Origin of the sequence: Coralliovum pocilloporae (assembly GCF_030845175.1) — a bacterium.
In the GTDB taxonomy this organism is placed as follows: Bacteria; Pseudomonadota; Alphaproteobacteria; order Rhizobiales; family Cohaesibacteraceae; genus Coralliovum; species Coralliovum pocilloporae.
In genome coordinates, this window is sequence record NZ_CP132542.1 from 2,699,330 (window position 1) to 2,723,670 (window position 24,341).

The window sequence follows — 24,341 nt, forward strand, 5'->3', positions numbered from 1 at the left end:
CCTCCCGGCCCTCAATACCATTCATCCGTCATCTCTGACTTGCGCCTTGCCACATAGTCTTTCAAAGCATCATCAACTGCCGGATCAATATCGGGGAGCTGATCGTCGCTCAGCATGGTTTTCCATATGCCGTTGGCACGTTCTGCTGCGGTGGGCGCGCCGCGTTCAGACCAAGTCTCATAAGGGCCTGTTTCCGGCAGGAGAGACTGATAATTGGCTGAGGCATAATGGACCATGGTGTGGCTGGTTGACAGAAACGCCTGACCCGGTCCCGCTTCTCTGTAAGCATCGCGGGCGAGACTGTCATCATTGACCGCAAGACCCTGCAGCATCGTCAGCATCATACCGCAATTGTCGAGGTCCATAATGAACTTCTCATAGGACATGGTCAGACCACCCTCGAGCCAGCCTGCAGCATGCCAGACCTGATGACTGCCTGACAGAAGCGCTGCCCACATGGCGCTGGTGCTGTCCTGCATGGCCTGGCCGTCCGGGGCGTTGGATGCGGTGATCTGTCCTCCGCCTGCCCGCGTGGGTACCCCGAGCCTGCGCCCCAGCTGCGCCAGCGCCATGGTGGTCAGATTGGCCTCGGGCGTGCCAAAGGTCAACGCGCCGGACTTCAGATTCATGGTGGAGTGGAAACTGCCGAAGACTGCCGGGCAGCCGGGCTTTACAAGCTGGGTGAGGGCGATGCCGACCATGCCTTCCGCCAGCGTCTGGGCAATGACTGCAGGCTGGGAAACAGGGCCCATGGCACCGCCGAAAATAGCCGGTGATACGGCCACACACTGATTGGCTGCCGCGTAGGTTCTGAGGACCTGGCTCATGACCCCGTCATAGACCAGTGGCGAATTGACGTTGATATTGGCCTGAATAACAGCGTGTCTGTCTATAAAGGCTTTGCCGAAAACAAGCTCCGCCATGGCAAGGCTGTCTCTGGCACGCTCCGGTGCTGTTACGCTCCCCATGAAAGGCTTGTCGGAATAGCGCAGATGGCCATAGACCATATCCAGATGCCGCTTGTTGACCGGCACATCCAGCGGCTCACAGACCGTGCCGCCGGAATGGTGGAGCCAGGGCGACAGCCAGGTTAGCTTGACGAAGGCGTTGAAATCCTCAAGCGTTGCGTAACGTCGCCCGCGATCAAGGTCGGTAACAAAGGGTGAGCCATAGCCGGGCATCAGCACCACATGGTCTCCGCCAAGGGTGACGGTCCGCTGTGGATTGCGACCATGAAGCCGGAATTCTGACGGTGCGGTTGCGCAAAGCGATCGAACATGGCCAGGCTCGAACCGGACCCGGCATCCCTGAACATCAGCCCCGGCTGCATGAAACAGGCGCAATGCGTCGTTATCCTCGTGAAACTCAACGCCAATTTCACGAAGGATCCAGTCGGCCTGGTCTTCCAGTCTTCTGAGGGCTTCTTCATGCAGCAGGCCGTAAGCAGGGACCTGTCGTCTCTGTGGGGTGGTTGCTGTTGTATTCAGGCCGCTTTGTCGCTGGCGCGACCGGGTACGCCCTGAACGCCTGTTTCTCTGGCGTCGCCCGGGTGCCGGGGGCGGGTCGGATGTCAGGGCGCTGTGGTCCATGTTCAGAAATCCTGATCGGCTTCACATGATGATACCGGATCACTTAATCCGATATCATCAGATTTGTGCGATTTTTGCAGATGTACAACGCAAAAGATTTGCACTATGCGTGCAGGAATTTTATACGGAGATATGTATTTCAGACATTTTGACACGCTGCGCGCCTTCGTTCTGATTGCACGGCATGAGAGTTTTGCTGCGGCAGCAGACGCCCTGAACATGACCAAGGGGGCGGTGAGCTATCGTATTCGCACGCTGGAGGAGCAGCTCGGGTTTCCCCTTTTCGAGAGGCAAGCGCGGGGCGTTGTGCTGTCTGCCAGAGGGCAGGAGCTGCTGGGGATGGCTGAAACTGCCTTCAGGCAGATGGAGGACAGGATTTCTGAACTCAGCCAGACTGAACCGCGCACGCTGACTGTTGGAGTCTCCACCTATTTTGCCTCTCGCTGGCTGTCACCGCGACTGATGGATTTCATGCGGGCCCATCCTGATGTTCGCCTGCGGCTGCAGCCGATGGTCGACCTGTCAGACCTGAAGGGAGAAGGTGTCGATCTGGCTATTCGCTGGGGGCGGGGAGACTGGACGGACCAGATCATAGAACCGCTTCTGGATTGCCCGGCCTGGCCCGTGGGCAACCGGCGGGCCGCCGAGATGGTCTCTCGCCTTGGCCTCCAGAATGCGTTCCGCAAATTCACTCTTTTGCGTGACAGACCAGACAGCGATGCCTGGTCTCACTGGTATGAGGCGGCAGGGCTGCCCTTCAGGAGCAGGGCCGATACGCTCATTATTCCCGATCCCAATGTCCGTGTGCAGGCCGTGATTGACGGGCAGGGGGTGGCCCTGAATGATGCTCTGGTCGCGCGTGAGCTGGAGGACGGAACCCTTACCCGCCTCTCCGATATTCAGGCACCGGGTTATGGCTATTTTCTTGCGTACCCGGGAGGAGGCCTGACAGAAGCCGCCACAGCCTTTGCTGACTGGTTGCGACAGGTCATAGAGCAGGGCTATAATTCAGGAATCAGGCGTGTTTGAGGGTCGGAAGTGGCCGCAAGAATCGCGAAAAAAATGAGAAAAAGGAGGGCTGTTTTGAAGGGTTTTTCTCATTTTGACTCCAGTAGAAACGGTCAATTCCTTTTTAATTTCAAGGAATTAACCGAGTATCTACTGTAGCAGATCAGAAAATACGGTCCAACCGCAACGTATCCGGCTTCCCGGCCTGTGGCTGCTGAAGAAGGAGATTTGAAGCTGTGAAGGTGGGCCTGCTATCGTTGCTGACTGCCCTATCAATTCATCACGATACGCATTATCCATGAAAGGGCTTTCCTGTCCTGATGGCGAATCGAGATGATTGAATGGCGAAGAAGTCTGTGTCCCTGGATCGCGATCTGAAAAAGGCTGCAAAGCTTGCAGCGGGTGGGCAGATTGACGAGGCCAGGGTGCTCTATCAGGCCTTGATTGACCGCTTTCCTGAAAACCGGCGTGCCCGGGAGGGTCTCAAACGCTTGAGCGGGCCGCAGGCATCGTTTCTCGACCAGATGAATGATCTGATCCGGCGCTATAAGGGCGGAGAGATTGACGAACCTCTGAACGAGGCCCTGTCCCTTCAGGCCACAATGCCGGAGCAGCCGGATCTGCAGACTCTTATCGGGGCGCTTTATGCTGCCAGACATGAGCATGAACAGGCTATTCAGTACTACAGAACGTCGCTGGCCCTGAACCCGGATCAGCCCAATACTCTGAACAATCTGGGTAATGCCCTTGGCGCGGTGGGCCTTCATGAGAAGGCCGTTGAAGCCTATGTCCATGCGATCCATCAGGTGCCCGACCGGGCTGAAACTCATAACAACCTCGGTGCCGCTCTCAAGGCAATGGGGCGGTTCACGGATGCAGCCCAGAGCTATATCTCTGCCATAAAACTGAAGCCGGACTATGCCGAAGCTCACCTCAATCTCGGGATTGTGCTGATGAGCCTTGGGCATTTTGAAGAGGGGCGCGAGCACTACGAATGGCGCATGGCACCGCAGAACTCCAGTCAGACGAGTAAGCCTCCCAGGCTCACATGCCCTGCCTGGCCCACTTCAAACCCGGCCCAGTCCCTGTTTGTCTGGCCTGAGCAGGGTATCGGCGATGAGGTGATGTTTGCAGCGCTTCTGCCTGCGTTGCAGGCACTGATCTCCGGACCGATAACGGTTGCAGCGGACCCGCGCTTTGCCCCTCTGCTGGCCCGATCCTTCCCGGATATCAATGTGGTTCTGCGCGATGGCGCAGGGGCATATGACGGGCTTGAACCCAAGCCGGATGCCATGATCGCCATGGGGTCTCTGCCAAGGCTGATGGGGCAGTTGAAGAGATCGGTGAAGGGAGCGCCCTATCTTGTGGTGGATGAGGCTTGTCGTGCCTTGTGGCAGGAACGGCTAAGCGCCTTACCCCGAAAGCCGAATATCGGCTTATCCTGGCGGGGAGGGGCTGCAACCACTTTTTCCCGGGCACGCTCGATTGATCTGCAGGACCTGGCTCCTGTCCTGTCTCTTGATGCCAACTTCATCAACCTGCAATACGGCTCTCACGATGATGAAATCGCGTCAGTATCCAAGGCGCTTGGCATCACCATTTACGATTGGGATGATGTAGACCCTCTGACTGACCTTGAGAGTTTCGCCGCGCAGATTGCATCGCTCGATCTTGTGGTCAGTGTCGATAATTCAACGGTGCATTTTGCCGGAGCCCTCGGGACGGAGTGCTTTGTTCTTCAGCCCTTTGTGCCGAACTGGCGGTGGCTGCCCCTTGGACAGGCCCCCGACTGGTACGGAAAAACGTTCCGCTTCTTCCAGCAGTCTGACCGGGACAGATGGGATACCCCGATCCTGACCGCGGCGCATGCTGTTCAGGAGTTTCTGGCGTCACGCCCCACGTAATGGGGCCTGCCTCTTGGCTATCCCGAGTATTTGAGACTAATCAGCAACCGAAATCATATCCAGCTTGTGCAGCAGGCCGACCCGGTTGGACACGCCATATTTCCGGAACAGGGTCGACAGGTGATTTTTCACGGTCGGCAGGGCAATGCCCAGATCGGAGGCGATCTGCTTGTTGGACTTGCCTTCAGCCAGCAGGGTCAGGATCTGCCGCTGTCGTTCAGGCATGGTGGTGACGTCCGGTTTCTGCATATCGATTGAGACGTTGCCATGGCCGATAATGGTGGGACTGATGAAACGCCCGCCACGTTCTGCGGCACGAATGGCAAACAGCAGATCCTCAAACGCATCCTGTTTCAGCGCGTAACCATCAGCACCGGCCTGCATGGCCCGCTCCACAGTGGGCTGGTCTCCGTGCATGGATAGAACAATGAGAATGAGAGCGGGAAACCGGTCTTTCAGCGTGCTGATCACATCAAACGTCATCCGCCCCTCAATAGACAGGTCCATGAGGACAACATCAGCCTTTTTCTGCTGAATGACCTGGTGGAGGCGGGACGGTTCTCCAAGACTGGCGGTAAACTCGTCCTGAGCTGAACGATCGATCAGAGCCTCAAGGCCTTCCCGAAAAATGGGATGATCATCAACCAGAACAATGCGTGCCATGTGCGACCGGAGACTCCTGAATGGTTTCCTGAGCATATCCGGTCTTTGTCGGGTCAAGTGGCTCAGGAAAGACCGGATATGCTCTCACCATTCGAGCGGAGAAGGAGGCCCTGTGTCAAGAGGGGCAGGTGGTGAGTTCTACAGTGAAGGAAGGATACCCTGCTGAGACGAGGTGCTCCGTACGATTGGTCAAAAAGTACGAACGGACCGACATGGAAAAGACGGCGTGCTGCGCACATCTTGGGGAAACACCGCTGATGAGAGCGGACAATGAACCAACACGGAGAGGGAGTGCGTCCCATGTCTATTCGTTTTGTCACAAAACAGATTCATGCCTATCTCGACTACCCGGTGGCCCTGGCTCTGATGGGACTGCCGTTCATTCTTCAGCTTGGCAGTTCAAATGAGCTTGCCCTGTGGCTGTCAGTGGTCACCGGCTTTGCAGCCCTGCTGCTGACCATTCTGACGGACCATCATCTCGGCGTCATTCGGGTCTTGCCCTATTCACTCCATCTGGCCGTTGACCTGGCTGTTGGTGTGGTCTTCGCCCTGGCGCCGTTCATCCTCGGCTTTGAAGGTATTGACGCCATCTACTACTGGGCTAATGGCATCGCTGTGCTGTGTGTTGTCAGCCTTCACAAGCCCGAAGATGAAGCCGTTGGCCAAATGGCTTAAGGCTTCTGGCAGACTATCCCGGACTGATGTCCGGGGTGTGGGGGGCGGCCTTTCGGGGTCGCCCTTTTTGGTGTGAGGCGTGTCACAAGGCCGGTTTCTGCCGCCAGCTTCTGAAAACAAGATAGAGCCCGCTTGCAACAATCAGCAGGCTTCCGAGGACTGTCAGAACATCGGGCCTTTCGCCAAAAACAACCATGGCCAGAATGGCGGCAAACAGAAGCCGCGTATAACGGAAAGGGGTGACGACAGAAACATCACCCGTCCGCATGGCCACAGTCAGACAGGAATAGGCCACAACGCCAATCGCGGCAGCAGCACTGACCTGCAACCAGGGTGTCAGAGGCAGGGCAAACTGAAGCGGTGTATCAGAGCTGAGCTGAAGTATGAGCCCTGCAACAACGAGCATCAGAAAGCCATAGGTTCCCAGCTGCGCGTTTGACATGGTCATCGGGCTGGCACGTGTGGCGAGATCCCGACCGGCAAACCCCAATGTGCCAAGAAGAGCAAAGAGCGAGGCAGGCTCAAAACTGCCAAAGCCGGGGCGCAGGATCATCAGGACACCGGCAAAGCCCAGAATAATACACAGCCAGCGTTGGAGCCCGACGCGTTCGCCGAAGAAGACCATGGCCCCGAGCGTGACAAACAGGGGAGCAGCCTGAAGAATGGCAGACGTGCTGGACAGTGGCGTCAGCGCCAGAGCCAGCCCGAAAAACAGCCGCCCGGCAATCTCACAGAGAGAGCGGAGGAGAAGCGTCCTGCCCATAAAGGCGGAATGCAGGACGGCCTCCTTGCGCAGGACGCTCCAGAGACCAAAGACCAGCCCGCCCAGTGCTCCGAACAGGATCAACGCCTGTCCCACCGGCATGCTGACTGTTGCCGCCTTGAAGAACATGTCCTCAAGGCTGAAGGCGGCCATGGCCGCAATCATGAACAGGCTGCCGCGAATGTTATCTGGCACGGGAAACTCACCGGAGTATTGAGAGGGCGGTTTAAAGCTCTGTTATCAATACCGGTTTTTGGGATTTTGGCCAGCCAGAAAGATTACAACGTGCTTCTGAGAAGTTGATAGACTTTTCAGATAAAAGCTCGCACAAAAACAAATTCTTGAAGCGCCACTACCAGTTCAGGTTAAAGGTCTGGTGCTTTAATACCCCAGAAAGTCAGGCACAGCCCGGCCTGGGTGACCAGGATAGGTCCAGGATTCGGGTAATTTCGAACGTTGCCGGATAATCTGCTGCAAACCCGTCTGCACTCTTGCCGTGATTGATGGCTTCAATCTCCACATAGAATTCCTGGTATGGGCCTCTCTGGAATGTCGAATACTCACCGACATGTTGCAGGACATTGCTGATCAGTTTGTCCGGGCTTGTCGCCCAGTACGTTTCTGTCTCCCCGCATTGGCGGAAGGAATAGGCTTCATGGCCCCAGACGTAGTAGCCTTGCAGTATCTTTTTCTCTCCCACCGGCATGATATCCGGAGCTTTGGCGATAGAGGGCGTTGCGAGGCCGGCAATAAACAGGCTGGCGACAAAATGTTTAATGAATTTCATGATCTTAATCCATCTCTGAAATGCAATAGAGAACGTATGCAGAATAAAAATATCTTCAGTACTCAGTCATTAGGCCGAGCATCATGTCTGTGGCAAAGCGTCATAAATATGACGCTCTACCGTTTGCCGCCTTTCACCCACTCCGGTGTAAACGTGGCGAACAGAATGGCCTGTTTGGAATCAAACTGGGAAATCGTTCCTTCGTAAAGCACCCCGATGCCACCGTTCTTTGTGGCGATTGAATCAGAGTAAGCGGTACTGCGTGCTCTGATCCTGCGGGAATATGCCCATGTCTGGCCTTCATCCTCCGATATCCGGACGGTGAGGTTTCTCCGGTGTTTGGTATGGGCCGGGTTGACGAATACAAGCATGGATGTCTGCCTCCGGGCGTAATCTCCTCCCTTTTGCAGGCTTTTTCCCTGACGCTGCTTGGGCCAGGAATAGCGGGAGAAGCTGCCATGACTTCGAGACGAGGGCAGGGACTTGTCAGGTGTTGCACGGGACAGGTTCGACATGTCTCTTGCAATGGAAACACGTCTGCTGAATGGCTTGCGGTCACCAACACGGCGAGAGTTGACCAGTATCGAGCCGTCGAGCAGCTCCACAGCCTGAGACTCGCTGACACCACCATTGGGCGTTGGTTTGCCAAGACGCCAGCGTTTGCCATTGTTATCACTGAAAGCCAGGCTGACCCGTGATTTCGCCTTGGGTCCATTGTTGTGATAGGTCGGGATGATAAGGCGGCCATTGCTGGCCTTCAGACCATGGCCAGGACCATGGGAATAGAACCGCCACTTGGGTTTCTTGACCTGTTTTGTGATGTTTTTGGGAGCGCTCCAGCTCTTGCCTTCATTTTTCGAGCTTACGATCCACGATGTCCTGAGAGCCGCGCCACGTGTGACCGCCTTCTGGCTGTTGTTGAAGCTGTATTGAGAGGTGGAGACATTGAACATGATATGCACACGTCCCCGTTTGTCGACGACCGGCACAGGATTGTTGACGGCAACCCAGTCACCAAGAGCCATCGCGGTGAAATCACCATGCTTGTAGCTGACGACAACCTGCTCCTTGGACCAGTGCTTGCCGTTATCTTTTGAATAGGCCGCAACAATATCAATCTTGCCATGATCGGAGCACAGCTTCCCCCAATACCCATGACGGCGCTCGGCCAGCGCCATGAGTTTGCCAGATGGAAGGCGGGAAATGGCCGGGATACGATAGCAATGCTGGTCGGTGCGGCGGAAAACAACGCTTTCGCGAAACCGTGCCTTCGGGCTCTTGACGATCTGGCGAGCCCCAGCCTTGCGGAGCTTTTTGATCTGTTTTGTTGTCAGACGGGCCTTGTAGATCCTGAGGCTGGCGATACGGCCTTTGAACAGCTGCCTGTCGGCATGTTTGGTATCAGGATTGCTGGCATATCCGATACGCAGGGGCTGGGGAGACTGGATAATCCGGTTTGAAAGGCGGTTGGATACGGCCCCTCCGCCCCCATCTGCTGATGGTTTGCCACGGCCATCCAGATAGAGCCTGACCTGGCCTTTTGCCCGGTCAATGACACCAACCACATGGTGCCATTTGTTGAGCTTGTAGGGTTGTTTCTGCGCGGCGGTTTTCCTGTCATTGGTGGTCACGCGGAAAATCAGCTTGCCGTCGTTGAGGAAAAACCGCCAGCCATGATGCTTGCTGAAATAATTCCCTTTGGAGAGAAGCGCACCATCCGCATCTGACTTGGCCTTGAACCAGAAACTGATGCTGTAATCCCCGTCAGCCGGTTCATCGTCCCTTGTCAGAGGATAGATCATACCATCACCGGGTGCGTTAAAATGGGTATTGAATGGCCGGTGGAAGACAAAATCCCTGAGGGAGGCGGAATATGCCGGCAGGGTGAGTGTAAGAAGCAAGAGTAGAGAAAAGACTGTTTTCAAAGAGCGCACGGTCAATATCCCTGATTTGAAAGGCCTGGGGCTGATAAAGGTTGGATTATAACCCATCAGGCTTTTCAGCAAAGACTGGATAAACCTCTGGGTCCTGATCCGGGGAGCCAGATGACCTGTTGACAGGGATTATCCGGGCATACTCTCCAGCCGCATGTCCACATGTGGAATGCCATCCTCGTCATACACCTCAGAGATGGCCTTGAAACCAAGCCCGCCATAAAACCCGGCCAGATGGGCTTGAGCCTGCAGCAGGATCGGGCGTCCCGGATTTGTCCCGGTCAGGTCATCAAGTGCCTTTTGCATCAGCTTTTGGCCGAGCTTCTCACCACGCGCGTCCGGATGAACCACCACACGACCGATCCAGAGCCCGTCAAGTGCATCCCTGACCCGGAGATAGGCAAGCGGCGGCATGCTGTCACCCTCCAGCAGAAGCAGATGCCGGGCATTCTGGTCAGCGTCATCCAGTTCCGGATAAAAACATCGCTGCTCAAGGATGAAAACATCAAAGCGCAGCTTCAGCGTGGCGTAGAGCTCTGCCGTGGTGAAATCCTCAAACTGCTTCCAGATGAACCGCATGACCTGTCCTGAACGTTGCAATATGAACAGGCAGGGTAGGGGGATTGAGCAAGGCACTCAAGACTCGATGGATCTGAATTCTGCCTATAAATTTTTATTTTCAATGATAATTATTTAGGGGGTTTTAACTGAAATTAACTCATTTTTTGTTAATTAATGATGTATCTGAAACGATATCAGAGCATCGCTGTTGAACTCGGGGGATAAAGATTATGAGACTGTTCCGGTTCTCAGACCTTAAAACAAAAGCAAAGGTATTGGTTGGTGTTTGTGCGCCGCTGGTTCTTCTTGCGCTGATTGGCGCTGTATCGATTTTCAGCATTGACCGGATTGCCGGGACGAACAAGTGAGTGGATCACACGCGCGTTGTTCTGGCTGAAGCGTCGAAAATTGTTGCTTCGGCTGTTGATATGGAAACTGGCATGCGTGGTTACCTGCTTGCGGGCCGGGAAGAGTTTCTTGAACCCTACACAAATGGCGAGCGGGCGACTTATGATGGTATCCGCGCGCTGCAGCAGACAGTGAGTGACAATCCGGGACAGGTTGCCCGACTGGGCGAGGTCGAACGCACCCTGCGCGAGTGGCAGTCCAATGTCACGTCCATGCAGATCGAGCTGCGGCGCCAGATTGGCGACGCGAAAACCATGAACGATGTGGCTCATCTTGTTGGAGAAGCCCGAGGCAAGGTCTATTTCGACAAGTTTCGTGAACAGATCGCGACGTTCGCCAAGCGGGAAGAGGTGCTGTTGAAAGATCGCCGGGAAATCTTCCAGATCAAGATGCAGAGCGGGATTGCAGCCGCGGCAGATATCCAGAACTCGCTGAAATGGGTTGAGCACACCTACAAGGTTCTTGCAATGGCGCAGGACCTGCTGGCATCAGCGGTTGATATGGAAACCGGTATGCGCGGCTATCTGCTTGCAGGCCGGGAAGAATTTCTTGAGCCTTATAAATCCGGCGGCGAGCGTTTCGGCAAGCTGTCTGACGAGTTGAAGGCAACGGTCAGTGACAATCCTGTACAGGTCAAGCTGATCGAGGATATTCAACAGAACATTGCCAACTGGCGGAAAGACGTTGTCGAGCCGATGATTGCCCTGCGTCGCGAGATCGGCGGTGCCAAGACCATGGACGATATGGCCGATCTGGTCGGTGAAGCGCGCGGAAAGCAGTATTTCGACAAGTTCCGGCAGCTGATGGCCGATTTCAAAGCTGAGGAAGAGGCTTTGATGACCGTGCGCCAAGACAGCAATGTCACCACGGTTCAGACCACCAATACGGTTATTATAGGCGGTGCCATTGGCGCCATTATCCTTGGGCTTGGTCTGGCCTGGATTATAGGTGGCAGCATCGGTACGCCGATTGGCCGGATGACATCGGCCATGCGCAATCTGGCAAATGGTGATCTGGCCGTGGACATCGTTGGCATAGAACGTCGCGATGAAGTTGGTGAGATGGCCCAGGCCACCCAGGTCTTCAAGGAAAACGCCATTGAGCAGAAGCGCCTTGAAGAAGAGCAGGCGCAGGCCGGAAAGCGCACCGAGGAAGAAAAGCGCCGGGCTCAGCTTGAGATGGCGGATAATCTGGAGACCAGCGTGAAATCCGTTGTTCAGACCATTGCTTCGGCCTCGTCGCAGATGCGGTCCACTGCTGAAGGCATGGCAACAACCGCTGACACAGCCGGACAGCAGTCTGTGGTTGTTGCAGGTGCAGCAGAAGAAGCATCAACCAATGTGCAGACCGTTGCGGCAGCCTCTGAAGAGCTGTCCAGCTCGATCTCCGAAATCCGCCGCCAGGTGGAGAATTCCCGTACCATCACCGAGCGGGCGGAGCAGACCAGCGGCCAGGCAACACAGACTATTCAGAACCTGTCTGACATGGCGCAGAAGGTAGGGGATGTGGTCAAGCTGATCAATGACATTGCCGAGCAGACCAATCTTCTTGCTCTCAATGCCACAATTGAGGCGGCACGGGCCGGCGATGCAGGCAAGGGCTTTGCGGTTGTTGCCGCAGAGGTCAAGGAACTTGCGAACCAGACCTCAAAGGCGACAGATGAAATCGCTTCCCAGATTGGTTCCATGCAGGCAGCGACGAATGACTCGGTGGCCTCAATCGGCGAGATTCAGACTGTGATCGGTCAACTGGGAGAGGCGGCCGTGCAGATTGCAAGTGCCATTGAGCAGCAGAGCGTCTCTACTCAGGAAATCTCAAGGAACGTGCAGCAGGCCGCCACCGGAACCAGAGAGATTGCAGACAATATCAGTTCCGTTCAGTCCGCTGTTTCCGAGACGGGTGAAGTCGCGGGCCAGGTTCTGGGTGCTGCCGGGGAGCTTGCGCAGAAGTCTGATACGCTCGACAGGCAAATCGACGTCTTCCTGTCCGACATCCGGGCAGCGTAAAGACCTCCAGCACGAAACCATATCTGACAGATACAAACCGCCCGGGCACAGCGTCCGGGCGGTTTTTTGTTTGGGGAGAAGGCGCACGGAGCAAGAAAGCACTGCGGCTTACCTCTGGCTGGATGCCGTACCGTAATCCATCAAGGAGCTGAAAATGGAGTATTCCTCCGCTTTCACTCCATCCGCCAGATTGCCACTCCGGCCCGAGCCAGGCTCCAAAACAGCCCCTCCAGATGAAGCAATGCTTGCGCTGGCGTGAAGTGAGGGGCACAGAAGTAGTTTATGGGATGAGTTTTTCCCCGATGGTGGTGGTTAGCCAACAAAAGGGCGAGGGTTGTTGTGTGTTCTTCTGTGGCTGAGAGAAAGGGAGTTGAGTAAACTGTTACGGTAATTTTTGGTAAGTAACTCTTCCCCTAACCATTGCTCGATCGCATGTGGAGGGGAAGGGTTACAAGTTTGACCACGACTATTGTGGGTTCAAGTCATTTATAAGTTCATTCTCTATAGACCGAAGAGTGCTGCGCGTTGCAGCATCTTGAAGTACTCTTTTTTCTTCGTCGGTCAATTGGCCTGCGGTTCTTTGTTCAGGGTTTCGCTTAATAGTATTCTTAGGCTCGGATACTTCCTCAGTAAATGTCGGGGTCGTACCATCGGAGAGAAAATTTCCGCCTTTAAGCTGTCTTTGGACAGTGCGTGTTCTATCGTCCTTCACCAAATACACAGGTAGAGGACATTTGCCATCCACCTCCTTGACCTCGCAGCTTGCTTTAGGAAGTTTGGCAAAGTTTAGCGCCAGGGTGTGGGTATCTGTTTGAGTGGCGGACCAGTTGAGGTTTCCGCCAAATGTTCGAGAGTTCCCGAGTGGAATTGCTGATAGCTGAGGATTTGCACCAGCGTCGACCGTAAGAGCAAAATTAACCGTGTAGGTTAGGGTGCTGATGTCAATTTTTGCTTTGTTTTTGGAGTCCAGCGCACCGCCGAGAAAGTCTGCAATCCGTAGATCACTAAGTAGAGCGCGCTTTCCCTTGCTGTCAGATGAATGGTCGCAGGCGAGTGGAGCAATTTCTCTGTTCAAGTCATTTATCCGCTCGCTGAATTGAATTCGCTCTGATCTTGTTGCGTCACCGGTCGTTCCAGCACTCAATCCGATTGTAAAGGTGCCGGGGTTCAATGGCACTACGAATGCAGCATCTGCAGATAAACCGCTCTTCTGGAACACCTTCAGTGTCAGATCGACATCAACTCCCCATCCATTTAGCAGGGCTTTGTTCTCAGGGTGTTTGCGCCAAGCGGCGTTCATGAGTTCACATCTGATATTCTTGATAACATCCGTAGTGGTTATGTTCCATGCTTTGGGTCTTGGTACGGATGCGCAACCCGCAAAAATGAACGATGCTGAAATTACGAAGAATGTTACCCTCTTCATTTATGCCTCCCAACTTAAGGGAGTAATTTAATAGTTATGAGTCATTTAATGCAACTATTTAGATGTATTAATAGGAAATTATTACAACTAAAGTGATCGCTTACTAATTCCATCTCACATTTCAGATGTGGCATTTTACCGGCTATCGTGGCTGTCTCGCAGCGATGCACTATCCGGCAGAATAGCACCGCATGAGAGGTCGAATTAAGTAAACTGCCGTCGTGATTTCGTCGTTCTAGCGGTTTGTAATGTGTGATTTAAGGGCTTCTCCAAGCATCCAGCTCGCCAGTCGGACCTGACAAGAGGCATCCTGGTTGTCATTATACAACATATTGAACCTGTCTCGCTCGTGGTCTGACCAATCGGGCTTGCCATATTCCTGGACAACCGGAACGTTGCAGGCTTTGTCTCTCGAGGTACGGATAACCTGATATTTTTTACGATCAAAACGAGTGAGAAAATCGGGAATGTACCTGAACGGTTTTGCAGGCCCGAGGAAGGCCTGAATCTCAGGGAGATCAGCAAGCAGCTTTTCGTTGAGGAGCAATGGATATCGCCGTCCGGTAAACGCATGATCGGAAGAACTGTCTTGCGCCAGAATCAAATCTCTGACTGATGAAAACCACCCCGCATCGTAGTCAAGATTACTCCACTCATAAGTCGCACCTGAAGAACTCCGGGGTTCGTGCGTCAAAAGAAGAGCAATGTACGGGAGTGTCGTCATTCTGGGCTGGGGGATTGTAACCGGTTCGGTAAGAACATGCGTCTGCTCATTGACCGTAACCTGCCAATGGGACAGAGAACTGAACTCAACATCATCACTATCCGATATTCTGCCAGGTTTTGGCGGGTAGATTGTCAGCTGGTCTTCCCGGAGACGGAGATGCAGATACGGGTAATGCCAGCGCTCCGCACAGGAGCTTTTAGTCTGTGCTCGAGGGCAGGAAAGAGAAGCGAGGTCATATCGCGCCCCAATGGGTAAAATCAGGTCGCAATAGCGCTCAACAGAAACGGTACTCGTCTCACCGGTCATGACGGCAATCTGGCAAGACAGCTCCATCCGTCTTTCCGCATTGAGGTGAGAAGACCTGCGTAGCGCGTGATGAAGACCATTAAAAAAACGGGTTATATTTTTAGATGATGATGCTTCCTGCACCTGTGCCGGCAAGCCTTCCTGATTCCTGTAAATCAACTCAATGGCATATGGTGTTGCGGGAAACGTGGCTTCAGTGTGAAACCGGGCTGCATATCTCTTCGCAGCTTCAAGCTTCTTCTCCGCTGCACGCCGCCGGGACCAGGCTTTAGAGTTCTGTTTGTGCTTTTCGCTGGCATCGCTTTGCAGTTTGCGAGCCATCTTCGGGTCAAATTCTTCAGATTTTTCCGGGTGCTGCTCTATATAGGCCTGGTGTGCACTCTCAGCCTGCTCAAAGAGAGACGCCGCTCTCTCTTGCTCTGCGATCAGTTGGTCTGCCTCTACCTGTATCTCTCTTAAATGTTGCTTCCACTCTTCTTCACTACGTTGCGTGAAAAACGATAACCAGGGGGCATCTGCAACGACCTCCGTGACTGGAACATCAGCGCGGAGAGGCGTGTCGAGCTCCAATGATATGGCCGTTTTCCATGAACCCGATTGCGTAGAACTGTAGGACCAGAAACTCGGATAGAAAACTTCAAACAGAGCAATAAAGACCAAGGCAGCGATGGTCTTGTAGACGTCCTGCCGACGCAGCTCTCTCCAGTGAACCCGCCTGATTGTCCGCCATATATAGCTGGCAAGGTGCCATATCCGCTTCAATATGGCCCAGATAATTGGCAGGAATATAATAAGAAGGACGATGTTCATGGGTGAAGTCGCGGAACCTGGTAGATCAGAAACACTGTAACGTTGCGTAACAACAGCAATCAGTAGGAACAGTTACTTGCGCCGCCTCTCGCCTCACAAAGAAAGCGAAACTTGGCAAGAACCTGATGCGATAGAAGTTTGATGAGGCGACGTGATGCGATGACACGCTCACAGTGGAGTTTACCGGACTTCCTGAGATAGACGCGATGCAGGCGCTCGTAAGCAGGGTCTGTTTCGATGTCTTGTTTCTCTGGAAGGTGGCGGCGCCCCCGATAAGTCGGGTCGCAATAACCATTGCCATAATAGCCGTGATATCTGACGAAGCTGTCGAGGTGGTCGAGATAATCGTCGAGACGCCTGTAGAGCGTCTTGTATTGCTGCTCGGAAGCGCCTTCTGAGACCGGAGCATCCAATGGCGTGAGTGGTTCCACCAGGAGGCGCAGCATCTGGAGGTCTGAGGTGACGGTGTACTGATGTGCTCGCTCAAGGAATGGCTGTCCCTCAAGCGTGTCAGGTACTGTTTGAGGCCTGGATAATGCGGTTTTCAGATCAAGCCCTGTGTCCAGATATAAACTCTGCCAGATCTGGGGTTTTCGATCTGGCTGACGAGCCTGATGTTTCAGCAGGAAGCGCTTGTGGTCCATCTGGTCCCATATATCCCACCCAATCAGTACGTGCTGATCCAGAAGATGGGATTTCCCGTCAACGATAAGAACCCATTGAGAAATTCCTGTTCGATTGTTCACCGGGCTGGATCTGTTCTGCAAGGGAAGAAACTCAATTCCCCTCGCGTCAAGCCTGAACTGCAACCGCGGCGCATTCCAGGATTCGACACACTGACGCGGGGCATCCCCGCTGGCAGCACAGTTAGACTGGGTCAAATCATACTGGATGGATAGGGGGATATGCGAGTTGCAGACCCGGCGCATCGCAAAATCCCGTGTGGCTGTTCCACTCAGTTCAAATCCGCAGGATGTCTCAAGATAGGTTATGGGTCGTAAAGAGAAATCCTGGCGCAATGCTGCATCAATCAACCGTCCAGTTCGACCAAGAGAATGGACGGGTCGCGGCGTGTTGTAATCAACACTCCGGATCTGCATGGATGTATAGAGAAATTCAATCAGATCAGGATAGTCGGGTAAAAAAAGATCAGCCGCCTCGGTTCTTTCCTTCTGTTCAAGGAACGCAAAACGTGAGGAAAGGCGATACATCAGAAAGCGATGTTTTTTGGAGCGCAACAGTTTGTAGAACTCCTGCGACGTCTCATCCAGATCTTTATATTCTGCTGTTTCAGCGTACCGTCCTTCCCGGTCATAATGCTGATGAATATAGGCTCGTCTCCCTTCGGCAAATTCGGCGAGTGACGAGAACTGTCTGGTCGTTGGACTGGCTCGTAAAATACGCTGGATCTCATATCTCAGAGTTTCCAGTTTCGACTTGAATGAGGTCTCGACGTCCTCCCATTCCCTTCGAAAGTAATCAGACGAATACCGGGCAAGATCCTTGAGGTCCGGGTCGACCGCAGCGAGGTCTCCCATTCTGATGCTGGTTTCGGGCCAATCCGCTTCGGTCTGACGCAGGTCATGACCCGGGCGGATATTTTCTATGACTGATACAATGCCGAATGTCGGGTAAAACAGCTCAAAAACAAGAATGCAGCTAAGTGCTGCCAGGTTCAGGCCTATATCCCTGCGGCGGAATTTGGTCCAGCGGACGGATCGAGCCCAGTTCGTCACTGGCTTCCACCATTTGAAAGCCAGATAAATCAGGACTCCCCAAAGAAAAAAACTGCCCATCATAAGGAGAGCCACGTTAGAGTTTGAAGAGCGCGAAAGCTGGCATAACCAGCCAGCAATGCGGCACCACTGAGAAACCACGGCATGGGTTGGTAGCCGAGATACTCAAAGCTTTTCTTGTCAAGGGTCTCCCAATTCTGGAATTTGGGCTCAATATCGGGCTTCTGTCTATGCGGCGCGATAATACGATGAAGCCAGCCATATTGCTCATGCTCCCAGTATGTTCGGCCATGCTGATTGTACCAGCCAAATGTATCATCCAGCAGGCAGATAAGTCGCGCACTCAGCCAACGTGGACGCTGTGGCGCGTCTTTGTCATTGAGGCCGGTCTTTTGACAGATAAAGTGGCGAAGTCTGTCATTCAGGGACTGGAACTGGTCGATAACCTGAAGCTCTTCCCGATTGAGGAGTTCACGCCATGCGTCCAGGTTATCAGACCCCCAGGGCGTCTCGCTGAGTTTTTCAGCATCCCGCAGCGCGACTGCAGCAGGCGACATATCCACCCACTCGTGGTTTTTCCGATCATAGAAAGAACCGTACTCGTCCTTGCTCTCCTCTTCGACATGTCTGGCATGGATAGCCTCCACATCGTGGCGGGTTACGGACGTGTCGAGATGACCATGCTTCAGAAGCGTCGGCTCAAAGAGCTCGATGATACAGTTGAGAACAGAGGCTTCGTAAGGATTCGACGGCTGTTCCTGCAACCAGTTGAACCTGGCCTCGATGGCAATGATCAAGTCATCTGAGAGCCATTCAGGCCTTGTAATCTCCGGCGGGTTTGTAAAATGATCATAATAATCGTAACAGTCAAAATCAGCTTGTTCGGACACCCAATACTGCAATTGCGTAGAGAGCGCGCGAAAATCTTTTGGATTCCGAAAGGCTGGCTCTGCCGACAACTTGGCCATAAAGTCTTCTGCCGAAGACTTGTCTTCATCCAGCGCCCAGCGGCAAAACTGCTCCAGTAATTGCCCGACGGATGATGAATTAAGCTGCAGTTGGAGGTCTTCATCATACCAGTAAGAGATCTCTTCAGATCCGTCATCCTCGGAGTCATTCTCCCGTCCCGCCTGCTCGGAAGAGGCCTCAGACGGCTCATCATCTACGACTGACTCCGCGTAACGCACAATGTTGCGCGCCTGATCGTAAGCTTCCCTAAGGGCAATAAAGCCAGCCGGGTCATCATCCGGCCTAACGATTTTCAAGCGGCGGGCATACGCTTTTTTCACATCCGACAGCGTTGCGCCCTTGCGCTCTATCTCAAGAACACTGAATGGGTCAGCTGAAGACATCAGAGTCCTCCAGGCTCTCCAGTTGAGCTGCCAGATGGTCTCTGAACTCGTCTATGGCGCGCTTGTCATAGCTGCTGAGTACAGTATTAAACTGCGAGAGAAGATCGCTTATATATTCCCGTTTCTCGCCAAGAGAATTCTCATAAACCGCAGCAAGCCGGGACAGAATGGCTTCATTGGCGGCCTCTTCGCGTGGATGGATCTTGATTTTCTCAAGCTCTTTGAAACGCTCTTCAATCTGTGCCTGTGTTAAGGCACCGGGATTGCCCTCAATGATGAGTTTCTTGTGGTTTCCCGTTGTTAGGCTCTTGGCAATGACTTCCAAAACGCCGGAATTATCATAGGTGAAACGAACCTCGATACTTTCCCGCTCTTTGCGATTGAGAGGCACTCTGATGCTGAAAGAACCGATCTGAATATTGTCTTTCACATAAGGAGCTTCGCCCTGGAAGATATTCAGCTGAATTTCTGTTTGCCCGGGCTTCAAAACCGACCCTTCTGTCGTTCGGCTTGCTGGTATGACCGTGTTACGCTCAATCAGCGGAGAAAACAGGCCGTCTTCCCATTTGTCATGCCCCGGAAGCTGCTTGGATACCTCATAGCCGAGCGTAAAGGGGCAGACATCTGTCATGACCATCTCGTCGAGAGCTTTGTCTCGCGCAACCAGACCGGCCTGGACAGCCGCGCCCAGTGCGACAACGCGGTCTGGGTCGAGATCATGCTCGGGAAAGCGCTTGAAAAGCCGGGTGATAAGCGTCCGAACAATGCCCATGCGGGTGGCGCCGCCAACCAGAACGATACGATCCACCTCATCCGCCCGCAAGCCAGCGTCAGAAATCGCTCGTTGGATCGGGATACGCATCCTCGCGACAAGGTCGCTAACCATCTCTTCAAAACTGGTTCGGCTCAGGGATAACGCATGTTCTGCGCCCTTATAGGCATAGGAGAACTCAACGGCAGACTGTTCAGTCAAAGCATGTTTGGCGCGATCAGCTAATGCTCTCAGGCGGGCCAGGTCATCGGCAGAGACTTTTTTGGCCTTGAGCTTCAATTTATCAAGGAAATGATTGAGGATTCGATCCGTGAAATCCTCTCCACCAAGAAAAGCATCGCCGGCAGAAGCTCTGACTTCCATGACCCCGGAAAACATTTCCAGGATTGAAACATCGAAAGTACCACCTCCCAGATCAACCACGAGGAAGGTATTCTCACCATCCTTGTCTTGCAGGCCATAGGCAAGGGCGGCTGCTGTGGGTTCATTGACCAGGCGTCGGACCTTCAGTCCGGCAATCTCAGCCGCTGCGATCGTGGCTTTTCTCTGGATGTCATTGAAATAAGCCGGCACGGATATTACAGCCTCCGTGACGGTCTCGCCAAGATGAACTTCCGCATCAGCCTTGAGAGATTTGAGGATCAGAGCGGACAGCTCTTCGGGACGGAAGTTCTGCTCTCCCAGCCGCGTCTGCTGGTTGGTGCCCATGTAACGTTTGAATTTCGACGTTGCGTCTTTCGGGTGGGTCACCAGATGATTTTTCGCTGAAGCCCCTGTTACAACTTCAGCTTTGTCTTTCAGATAAACTGCGGACGGCGTTAAATCCTGGCCGAGTGAATTCGGGATAAGCTTGGGACCTTCGTCAGTGAAATAAGCCGCCAGCGAATTTGTCGTCCCCAGATCTATACCAATTATCATCGTCTCGCCGTTCCCCGTCACCACATTCATAGAGTTGTGAGACGTTTAATCGCCCGGATCGGGTATTGCAAACCTGAATTGCAAAGACAGCGTCAGGCAATTACGGTGAGCAATTACCGTGACAGGGCCAGACTTCGATTCCGGCGCTATACGGCAGCCATGGTTGGTGCATTACAACCGGCCAGAAAGGCGTTCTACCTGTGGAAGGTGGAAACCAAACCCGATTGTGGAGGATGGGGGATCATTAGGTAAACGGTCACTGTAATTCAGATCGAAATTTTTTCGCGTCGTTTGATGGAAAAGCTAGCGATATCGGCAGTTTTTAGGAAGTAGAATGAAAAAAATCAGCGCCCTTAATATTTTGAAGAATAGAGATATATCTCCTCTATACTTGGGTATGTATTACAAAGAGATGCTGGATTTATGGGGAGAGCCATTTGATATTTTCCCTGTATCAGATTGTGACTCTACACCTTCTAAGATTTTTTATCCTGGAGTTAACCTGTACTTTGATTGGAATGATACGGGGAAGCTAGACAATGTGGGTTTGGAAAGTTTAGATATTTACAGTTATAGACCAGAAAAGAAGTTTGTAAGATTTTGCGGGTTTAAGAGGAGTTGGTTTAGGGATCGTAATGGTAGTAGGAAGTTTTTCAAATTTTTAGAACAGCATAATATTGAACACAAGCATTATATTAGTGATTTTAATGATTTAGTGACGGTGGTGAATGAAAAGACACTATGTCATCATTGCGGATGTGATTCGAGTTCCAATATAAATGACATACTGATGGATTCTCAGTTGAAATTTATTTATCTAAATGACGAGCTAACGAATACATTTACATGGACGAGAGCTTTTTTGTAAAAAGGCAAAATAAACTGTACATACAAGGTGTCAATTACGCAATTACGGTGCCCGTTTAATAATTACATCTCACATTTCAAACGGTGTATTTTACTGGCTAATGTGGATGTCTCGCAGAGACGCGCTATCTGGCAGGATGACGTGGGATGAGAGGCAGAATTACGTAAACTGTCATCGTAATGCAAATGGTGCACTTTGATAGCTGTTGTGTCTTGATCGCAGCGACAGACTATTTGGTCATCCCCAGTTTACCGGACAAGCTGCTGGAGAACCTCACTTCGATGTTGATGTCTTCAATGGTGAAGGTGTTAAGGTCGGAAGTATTCCGGGTGTCTCCGGGCGCTATGTGTTCAACGAGGAGGAGCGGGAGATGCTATTTGATCATCCAGAGTTAGAGGCGCGGCTTCAGCAAGTCCTTGGGTGTGACACACTTAATGATTTATCCGTTTTGAATATGAAGTTGCATTATAGATCAGCCACGTTAGAACTGAAAATGGCTTTTGTGGAAGGGAGTATTCCTCCGAACTTCCAGAATAAATCAAAGAATTGTCTGATCTTTTTTGTGCACATGCCTGATTTCAAATTGCAAGTGACTTACTTGCCCGATGGCGATCCGGCGGATCAGATTGAAAATCTAAGCTCAAAAAATTGTACTTTTAGATTGGGAAAGCATCGATATCGGCTTGATGCCGAGAAGGTGCACTTTGACACTTTCCAAAGTGTGAACGAGATGGACTTAGTTGATCAAGAATGGTGAGTGAAAATTACGGAATTACGAACTACGGTGCCCGTTTACTAACTACATCTCACATTTTAAACGGTGCATTTTATTGGCTGTCGTGGCTGTCTCGCAGCGACGCACTATCTGGCAGGATGATACGGTATTAGAGCTAGAGTTACGTAAACTGTCATCGTAGTTCCGGGAGGTAACGTTGTCGGCTGATCTAGAGGAATGCCTTGACTGTGGCGGGCGCGGTGAGTTGAAAACCGAAGGTTCGCTCTATGGGATTTATTGTGAAGCCTGCGATAAGTGGATTGTCGTGACTACGAACATTGAGCCAATTGAGGCAGACACTGAGCTTTATTCGGTCATTCTGGATTGCGGGGACTTTGAAAACAAAGAACATGTCAGGATTGTATCGCATGCTTCCGGCATGAATTTTTTACAGGCTAGAAAAGCGCTTCAAACGCGAGGCTCAGAACTCTTCTCAGGGTCGGCGACTACGGTTCTTGATTTTTTGCGACGATCGAAAGTTGTAGGCGTTGAGTGCCATACCGTCCCGCTGTTTCCTTACTCAGTATGACCTAAATCTATTGTCTCTTCTATTTAGCTGCCTGGTTAAGGCGTTGATTAAATTTGCTTTTGGCTGTGTTTGACTGTGTGCGATTGGATGCCTTCTAAATGCTATCTCTTTGATTATGTGGAATAATTTAAATTACGGTAAATTACGGTGACAGTTTACTAATTACATCTCACATTTCAAATGGTGCATATTACTGGCTAATGTGGATGTCTCGCAGCGGCGCACTATCTGGCAGGATGACGCGGTATGAGAGCTAGAATTACGTAAACTGTCATCGTAATCGAAAATCTGCTGAACAAACCTGGCAGCAAAATTGGAACGACCGTGTATCTGGGTGCTGGCTAGAGCGGAGCTGTATTGATGAGCGATAACCTTCTTATGGAATTAATAAAAAAGGCTTTGCTCCATCTCGAAGACCGCGGAGACATTGTGTTGTGTGCAGGCGAGGCTGATGCTCCTGCCAAGCATATTTATGAAGTGGTAAGCGAACTGGTTCCGAGCGATCAGCTAACCACCTCAGAGCTCTCCGGCCTTAGATCATTGATCTTTCAGGCTGTAGCAGATGATCGTTTCTTTGATTGGGAAATGCCAACTCTGACAGGGCTAACATCTGATCAATTCAAAGAAATGGCGAATAAGCTTCCAAAAGGATAGGGCGAATTACTGTAATAGTTTGCCAGTTACAAATTTAGCATTTTACTGGCTGTCGTGGCTGGATTGCAGCGACGTACTATCTGGCAGGATGACGCGGTATGAGAGCTGGAATTACGTAAACTGTCACCGAAATTCCCCGAAATTCCGCGTAACTCCGTAATTCTGACCGGGGTGATCAAGGTCGCAGGTTCTGAGCGTGTGGTTTATGCCCGACTGGATGCCGGATCAGGTCCGGCATGACAAAGAGGATGCGGTCATTCCCTTGCCTCAATCCCACCCACCAGATTGTCATCCCGGCCTCGAGCCGGGATCCAGAGCGGCTTTTCCTCACGATAGGGCGTTAAGCCTACAAACTCTGCATCCTAAAATAGTATTGGAATTACGGTGGAATTACGGTGACAGTTTACTAATTAGGAATTACGGTGACAGTTTACTAATTATCATTTTGTTCTTACAGTCTCAGCATGGCCCGCCTTGCACGTATTGTTGTTCCTGGTCTTCCGCATCATGTGACCCAGCGGGGGAACCGGCGTGAGCAGGTGTTTTTTTCTGGTGATGATTATCAGGCCTATGCTGACCTTCTGTCTGATGCTCTGAGAGTGAGTGGATCAGAAATCTGGTCCTGGTGCCTGATGCCCAACCATGTCCACCTAATCGTGGTGCCGGGGGATGAGGATGGCCTGCGGACGACGGTGGCTCACGTGCACAGGAAATATGCCGGGCGGATCAATGCACGTAACCGCTGGACCGGTCATCTCTGGCAGGGGCGGTTTGGTTCTGTTGTCATGGATGAGGATCATCTCCTGACAGCCTTTGCCTATGTCGCTCTTAATCCGGTCAGAGCCCGACTGGTAGAACGTGCTGAAGACTGGCCGTGGAGCAGTGTCCATGCGATTTTATCAGGGCGAGATGACGGGATCACCACATGTGAGCCTGTTCTGACCCGCATCCCTGATTTTAGGCGTTTCCTGTTGGATCATCAGGAGAGCGATGAGGTTTATGCCGTGTTGCGTCGGGGAGAGACGGCCGGGCGACCTTTGGGAAGTGCGTCGTTTACCCAAGACCTAGAGCGCCGTCTTAACCGCCGCCTGGCTCCTCAGAAACGAGGACCGAAAACGAAGCAGATTGTGGAGGATGGGAATAATTAAGTAAACTGTCACCGTAATTCTG

At 52.4% G+C, this 24,341-nt stretch carries 21 protein-coding genes; 10 read left to right on the top strand and 11 right to left on the bottom strand.

Annotation, left to right across the window (positions count from 1 at the left end; translation table 11 throughout):
- Nucleotides 1-11: 11 nt before the first annotated feature.
- Nucleotides 12-1,589, bottom strand: coding sequence for a trimethylamine methyltransferase family protein (locus RA157_RS12385; RefSeq protein ID WP_350333436.1), 1,578 nt, complete (start codon nt 1,587-1,589; stop codon nt 12-14).
- A 132-nt stretch (nt 1,590-1,721) separates the two neighbouring features.
- Between RA157_RS12385 and RA157_RS12390 the strand changes: the two genes are divergently transcribed.
- Both RA157_RS12390 and RA157_RS12395 read left to right on the top strand, forming a co-directional pair.
- A complete protein-coding gene (locus RA157_RS12390; protein ID WP_350333437.1) occupies nt 1,722-2,618 on the top strand; it encodes a LysR substrate-binding domain-containing protein in 897 nt (298 codons plus the stop codon).
- A gap of 320 nt (nt 2,619-2,938) precedes the next feature.
- Nucleotides 2,939-4,501: a tetratricopeptide repeat protein gene (locus RA157_RS12395; RefSeq protein ID WP_350333438.1), complete on the top strand. Its 1,563-nt coding sequence runs from the start codon at nt 2,939-2,941 to the stop codon at nt 4,499-4,501.
- 36 nt (nt 4,502-4,537) lie between these two features.
- Here the strand turns inward: RA157_RS12395 and RA157_RS12400 are convergent, their stop codons facing one another.
- The gene (locus tag RA157_RS12400; protein WP_350333439.1) at nt 4,538-5,164 is read right to left on the bottom strand and encodes a response regulator; all 627 of its coding nucleotides are present in this window, start codon (nt 5,162-5,164) and stop codon (nt 4,538-4,540) included.
- Between the two features lie 300 nt (nt 5,165-5,464).
- On the opposite strand from RA157_RS12400, the gene RA157_RS12405 reads away from it, so the two are divergent.
- On the top strand, nt 5,465-5,839 hold the full coding sequence (locus RA157_RS12405; RefSeq protein WP_350333440.1) for an SPW repeat domain-containing protein: 375 nt from the start codon (nt 5,465-5,467) through the stop codon (nt 5,837-5,839).
- Between the two features lie 82 nt (nt 5,840-5,921).
- On the opposite strand, the gene RA157_RS12410 is transcribed toward RA157_RS12405, so the two are convergent.
- The 4 genes from RA157_RS12410 to RA157_RS12425 all read right to left on the bottom strand — a co-directional run bounded on the left by RA157_RS12410 (nt 5,922) and on the right by RA157_RS12425 (nt 9,902).
- Complete coding sequence (locus RA157_RS12410) at nt 5,922-6,797, bottom strand: DMT family transporter (RefSeq protein ID WP_350333441.1); 876 nt, start codon at nt 6,795-6,797, stop codon at nt 5,922-5,924.
- Nucleotides 6,798-6,999: 202 nt separating this feature from the next.
- Nucleotides 7,000-7,389: a COG3650 family protein gene (locus RA157_RS12415; protein WP_350333442.1), complete on the bottom strand. Its 390-nt coding sequence runs from the start codon at nt 7,387-7,389 to the stop codon at nt 7,000-7,002.
- Between the two features lie 116 nt (nt 7,390-7,505).
- A complete protein-coding gene (locus tag RA157_RS12420; RefSeq protein ID WP_350333443.1) occupies nt 7,506-9,191 on the bottom strand; it encodes an exo-alpha-sialidase in 1,686 nt (561 codons plus the stop codon).
- A 261-nt stretch (nt 9,192-9,452) separates the two neighbouring features.
- On the bottom strand, nt 9,453-9,902 hold the full coding sequence (locus RA157_RS12425) for a GNAT family N-acetyltransferase (protein WP_350333444.1): 450 nt from the start codon (nt 9,900-9,902) through the stop codon (nt 9,453-9,455).
- A gap of 212 nt (nt 9,903-10,114) precedes the next feature.
- Between RA157_RS12425 and RA157_RS12430 the strand changes: the two genes are divergently transcribed.
- Complete coding sequence (locus tag RA157_RS12430) at nt 10,115-10,252, top strand: hypothetical protein (RefSeq protein ID WP_350333445.1); 138 nt, start codon at nt 10,115-10,117, stop codon at nt 10,250-10,252.
- Nucleotides 10,253-12,298 (top strand): CHASE3 domain-containing protein, encoded by a 2,046-nt coding sequence (locus RA157_RS12435; protein ID WP_350333446.1) that lies wholly within the window; start codon nt 10,253-10,255, stop codon nt 12,296-12,298.
- Between the two features lie 466 nt (nt 12,299-12,764).
- Here the strand turns inward: RA157_RS12435 and RA157_RS12440 are convergent, their stop codons facing one another.
- The 5 genes from RA157_RS12440 to RA157_RS12460 form a co-directional block, all read right to left on the bottom strand.
- On the bottom strand, nt 12,765-13,724 hold the full coding sequence (locus RA157_RS12440; RefSeq protein WP_350333447.1) for a hypothetical protein: 960 nt from the start codon (nt 13,722-13,724) through the stop codon (nt 12,765-12,767).
- Nucleotides 13,725-13,959: 235 nt separating this feature from the next.
- Complete coding sequence (locus RA157_RS12445; RefSeq protein WP_350333448.1) at nt 13,960-15,567, bottom strand: hypothetical protein; 1,608 nt, start codon at nt 15,565-15,567, stop codon at nt 13,960-13,962.
- Between the two features lie 59 nt (nt 15,568-15,626).
- Nucleotides 15,627-17,303: a hypothetical protein gene (locus RA157_RS12450; RefSeq protein ID WP_350333449.1), complete on the bottom strand. Its 1,677-nt coding sequence runs from the start codon at nt 17,301-17,303 to the stop codon at nt 15,627-15,629.
- A gap of 59 nt (nt 17,304-17,362) precedes the next feature.
- Nucleotides 17,363-18,655 (bottom strand): hypothetical protein, encoded by a 1,293-nt coding sequence (locus RA157_RS12455; RefSeq protein ID WP_350333450.1) that lies wholly within the window; start codon nt 18,653-18,655, stop codon nt 17,363-17,365.
- Nucleotides 18,642-20,345, bottom strand: a complete 1,704-nt coding sequence (locus tag RA157_RS12460; RefSeq protein WP_350333451.1) for an Hsp70 family protein — start codon at nt 20,343-20,345, stop codon at nt 18,642-18,644. Before RA157_RS12460 ends, RA157_RS12455 begins: the two co-directional genes overlap by 14 nt.
- Nucleotides 20,346-20,679: 334 nt before the next feature.
- Between RA157_RS12460 and RA157_RS12465 the strand changes: the two genes are divergently transcribed.
- The 5 genes from RA157_RS12465 (at nt 20,680) to RA157_RS12485 (ending at nt 24,319) form a co-directional block, all read left to right on the top strand.
- The gene (locus RA157_RS12465) at nt 20,680-21,213 is read left to right on the top strand and encodes a hypothetical protein (RefSeq protein WP_350333452.1); all 534 of its coding nucleotides are present in this window, start codon (nt 20,680-20,682) and stop codon (nt 21,211-21,213) included.
- A gap of 205 nt (nt 21,214-21,418) precedes the next feature.
- The gene (locus RA157_RS12470) at nt 21,419-21,970 is read left to right on the top strand and encodes a hypothetical protein (RefSeq protein ID WP_350333453.1); all 552 of its coding nucleotides are present in this window, start codon (nt 21,419-21,421) and stop codon (nt 21,968-21,970) included.
- Nucleotides 21,971-22,145: 175 nt separating this feature from the next.
- Nucleotides 22,146-22,517 carry a hypothetical protein gene (locus RA157_RS12475; RefSeq protein ID WP_350333454.1) on the top strand — a complete coding sequence of 124 codons (372 nt, stop codon included), beginning with the start codon at nt 22,146-22,148 and terminating at the stop codon, nt 22,515-22,517.
- Between the two features lie 360 nt (nt 22,518-22,877).
- Nucleotides 22,878-23,171, top strand: a complete 294-nt coding sequence (locus tag RA157_RS12480; protein ID WP_350333455.1) for a hypothetical protein — start codon at nt 22,878-22,880, stop codon at nt 23,169-23,171.
- A gap of 464 nt (nt 23,172-23,635) precedes the next feature.
- A complete protein-coding gene (locus RA157_RS12485; RefSeq protein WP_350333456.1) occupies nt 23,636-24,319 on the top strand; it encodes a transposase in 684 nt (227 codons plus the stop codon).
- The last annotated feature ends 22 nt before the right edge of the window (nt 24,320-24,341 follow it).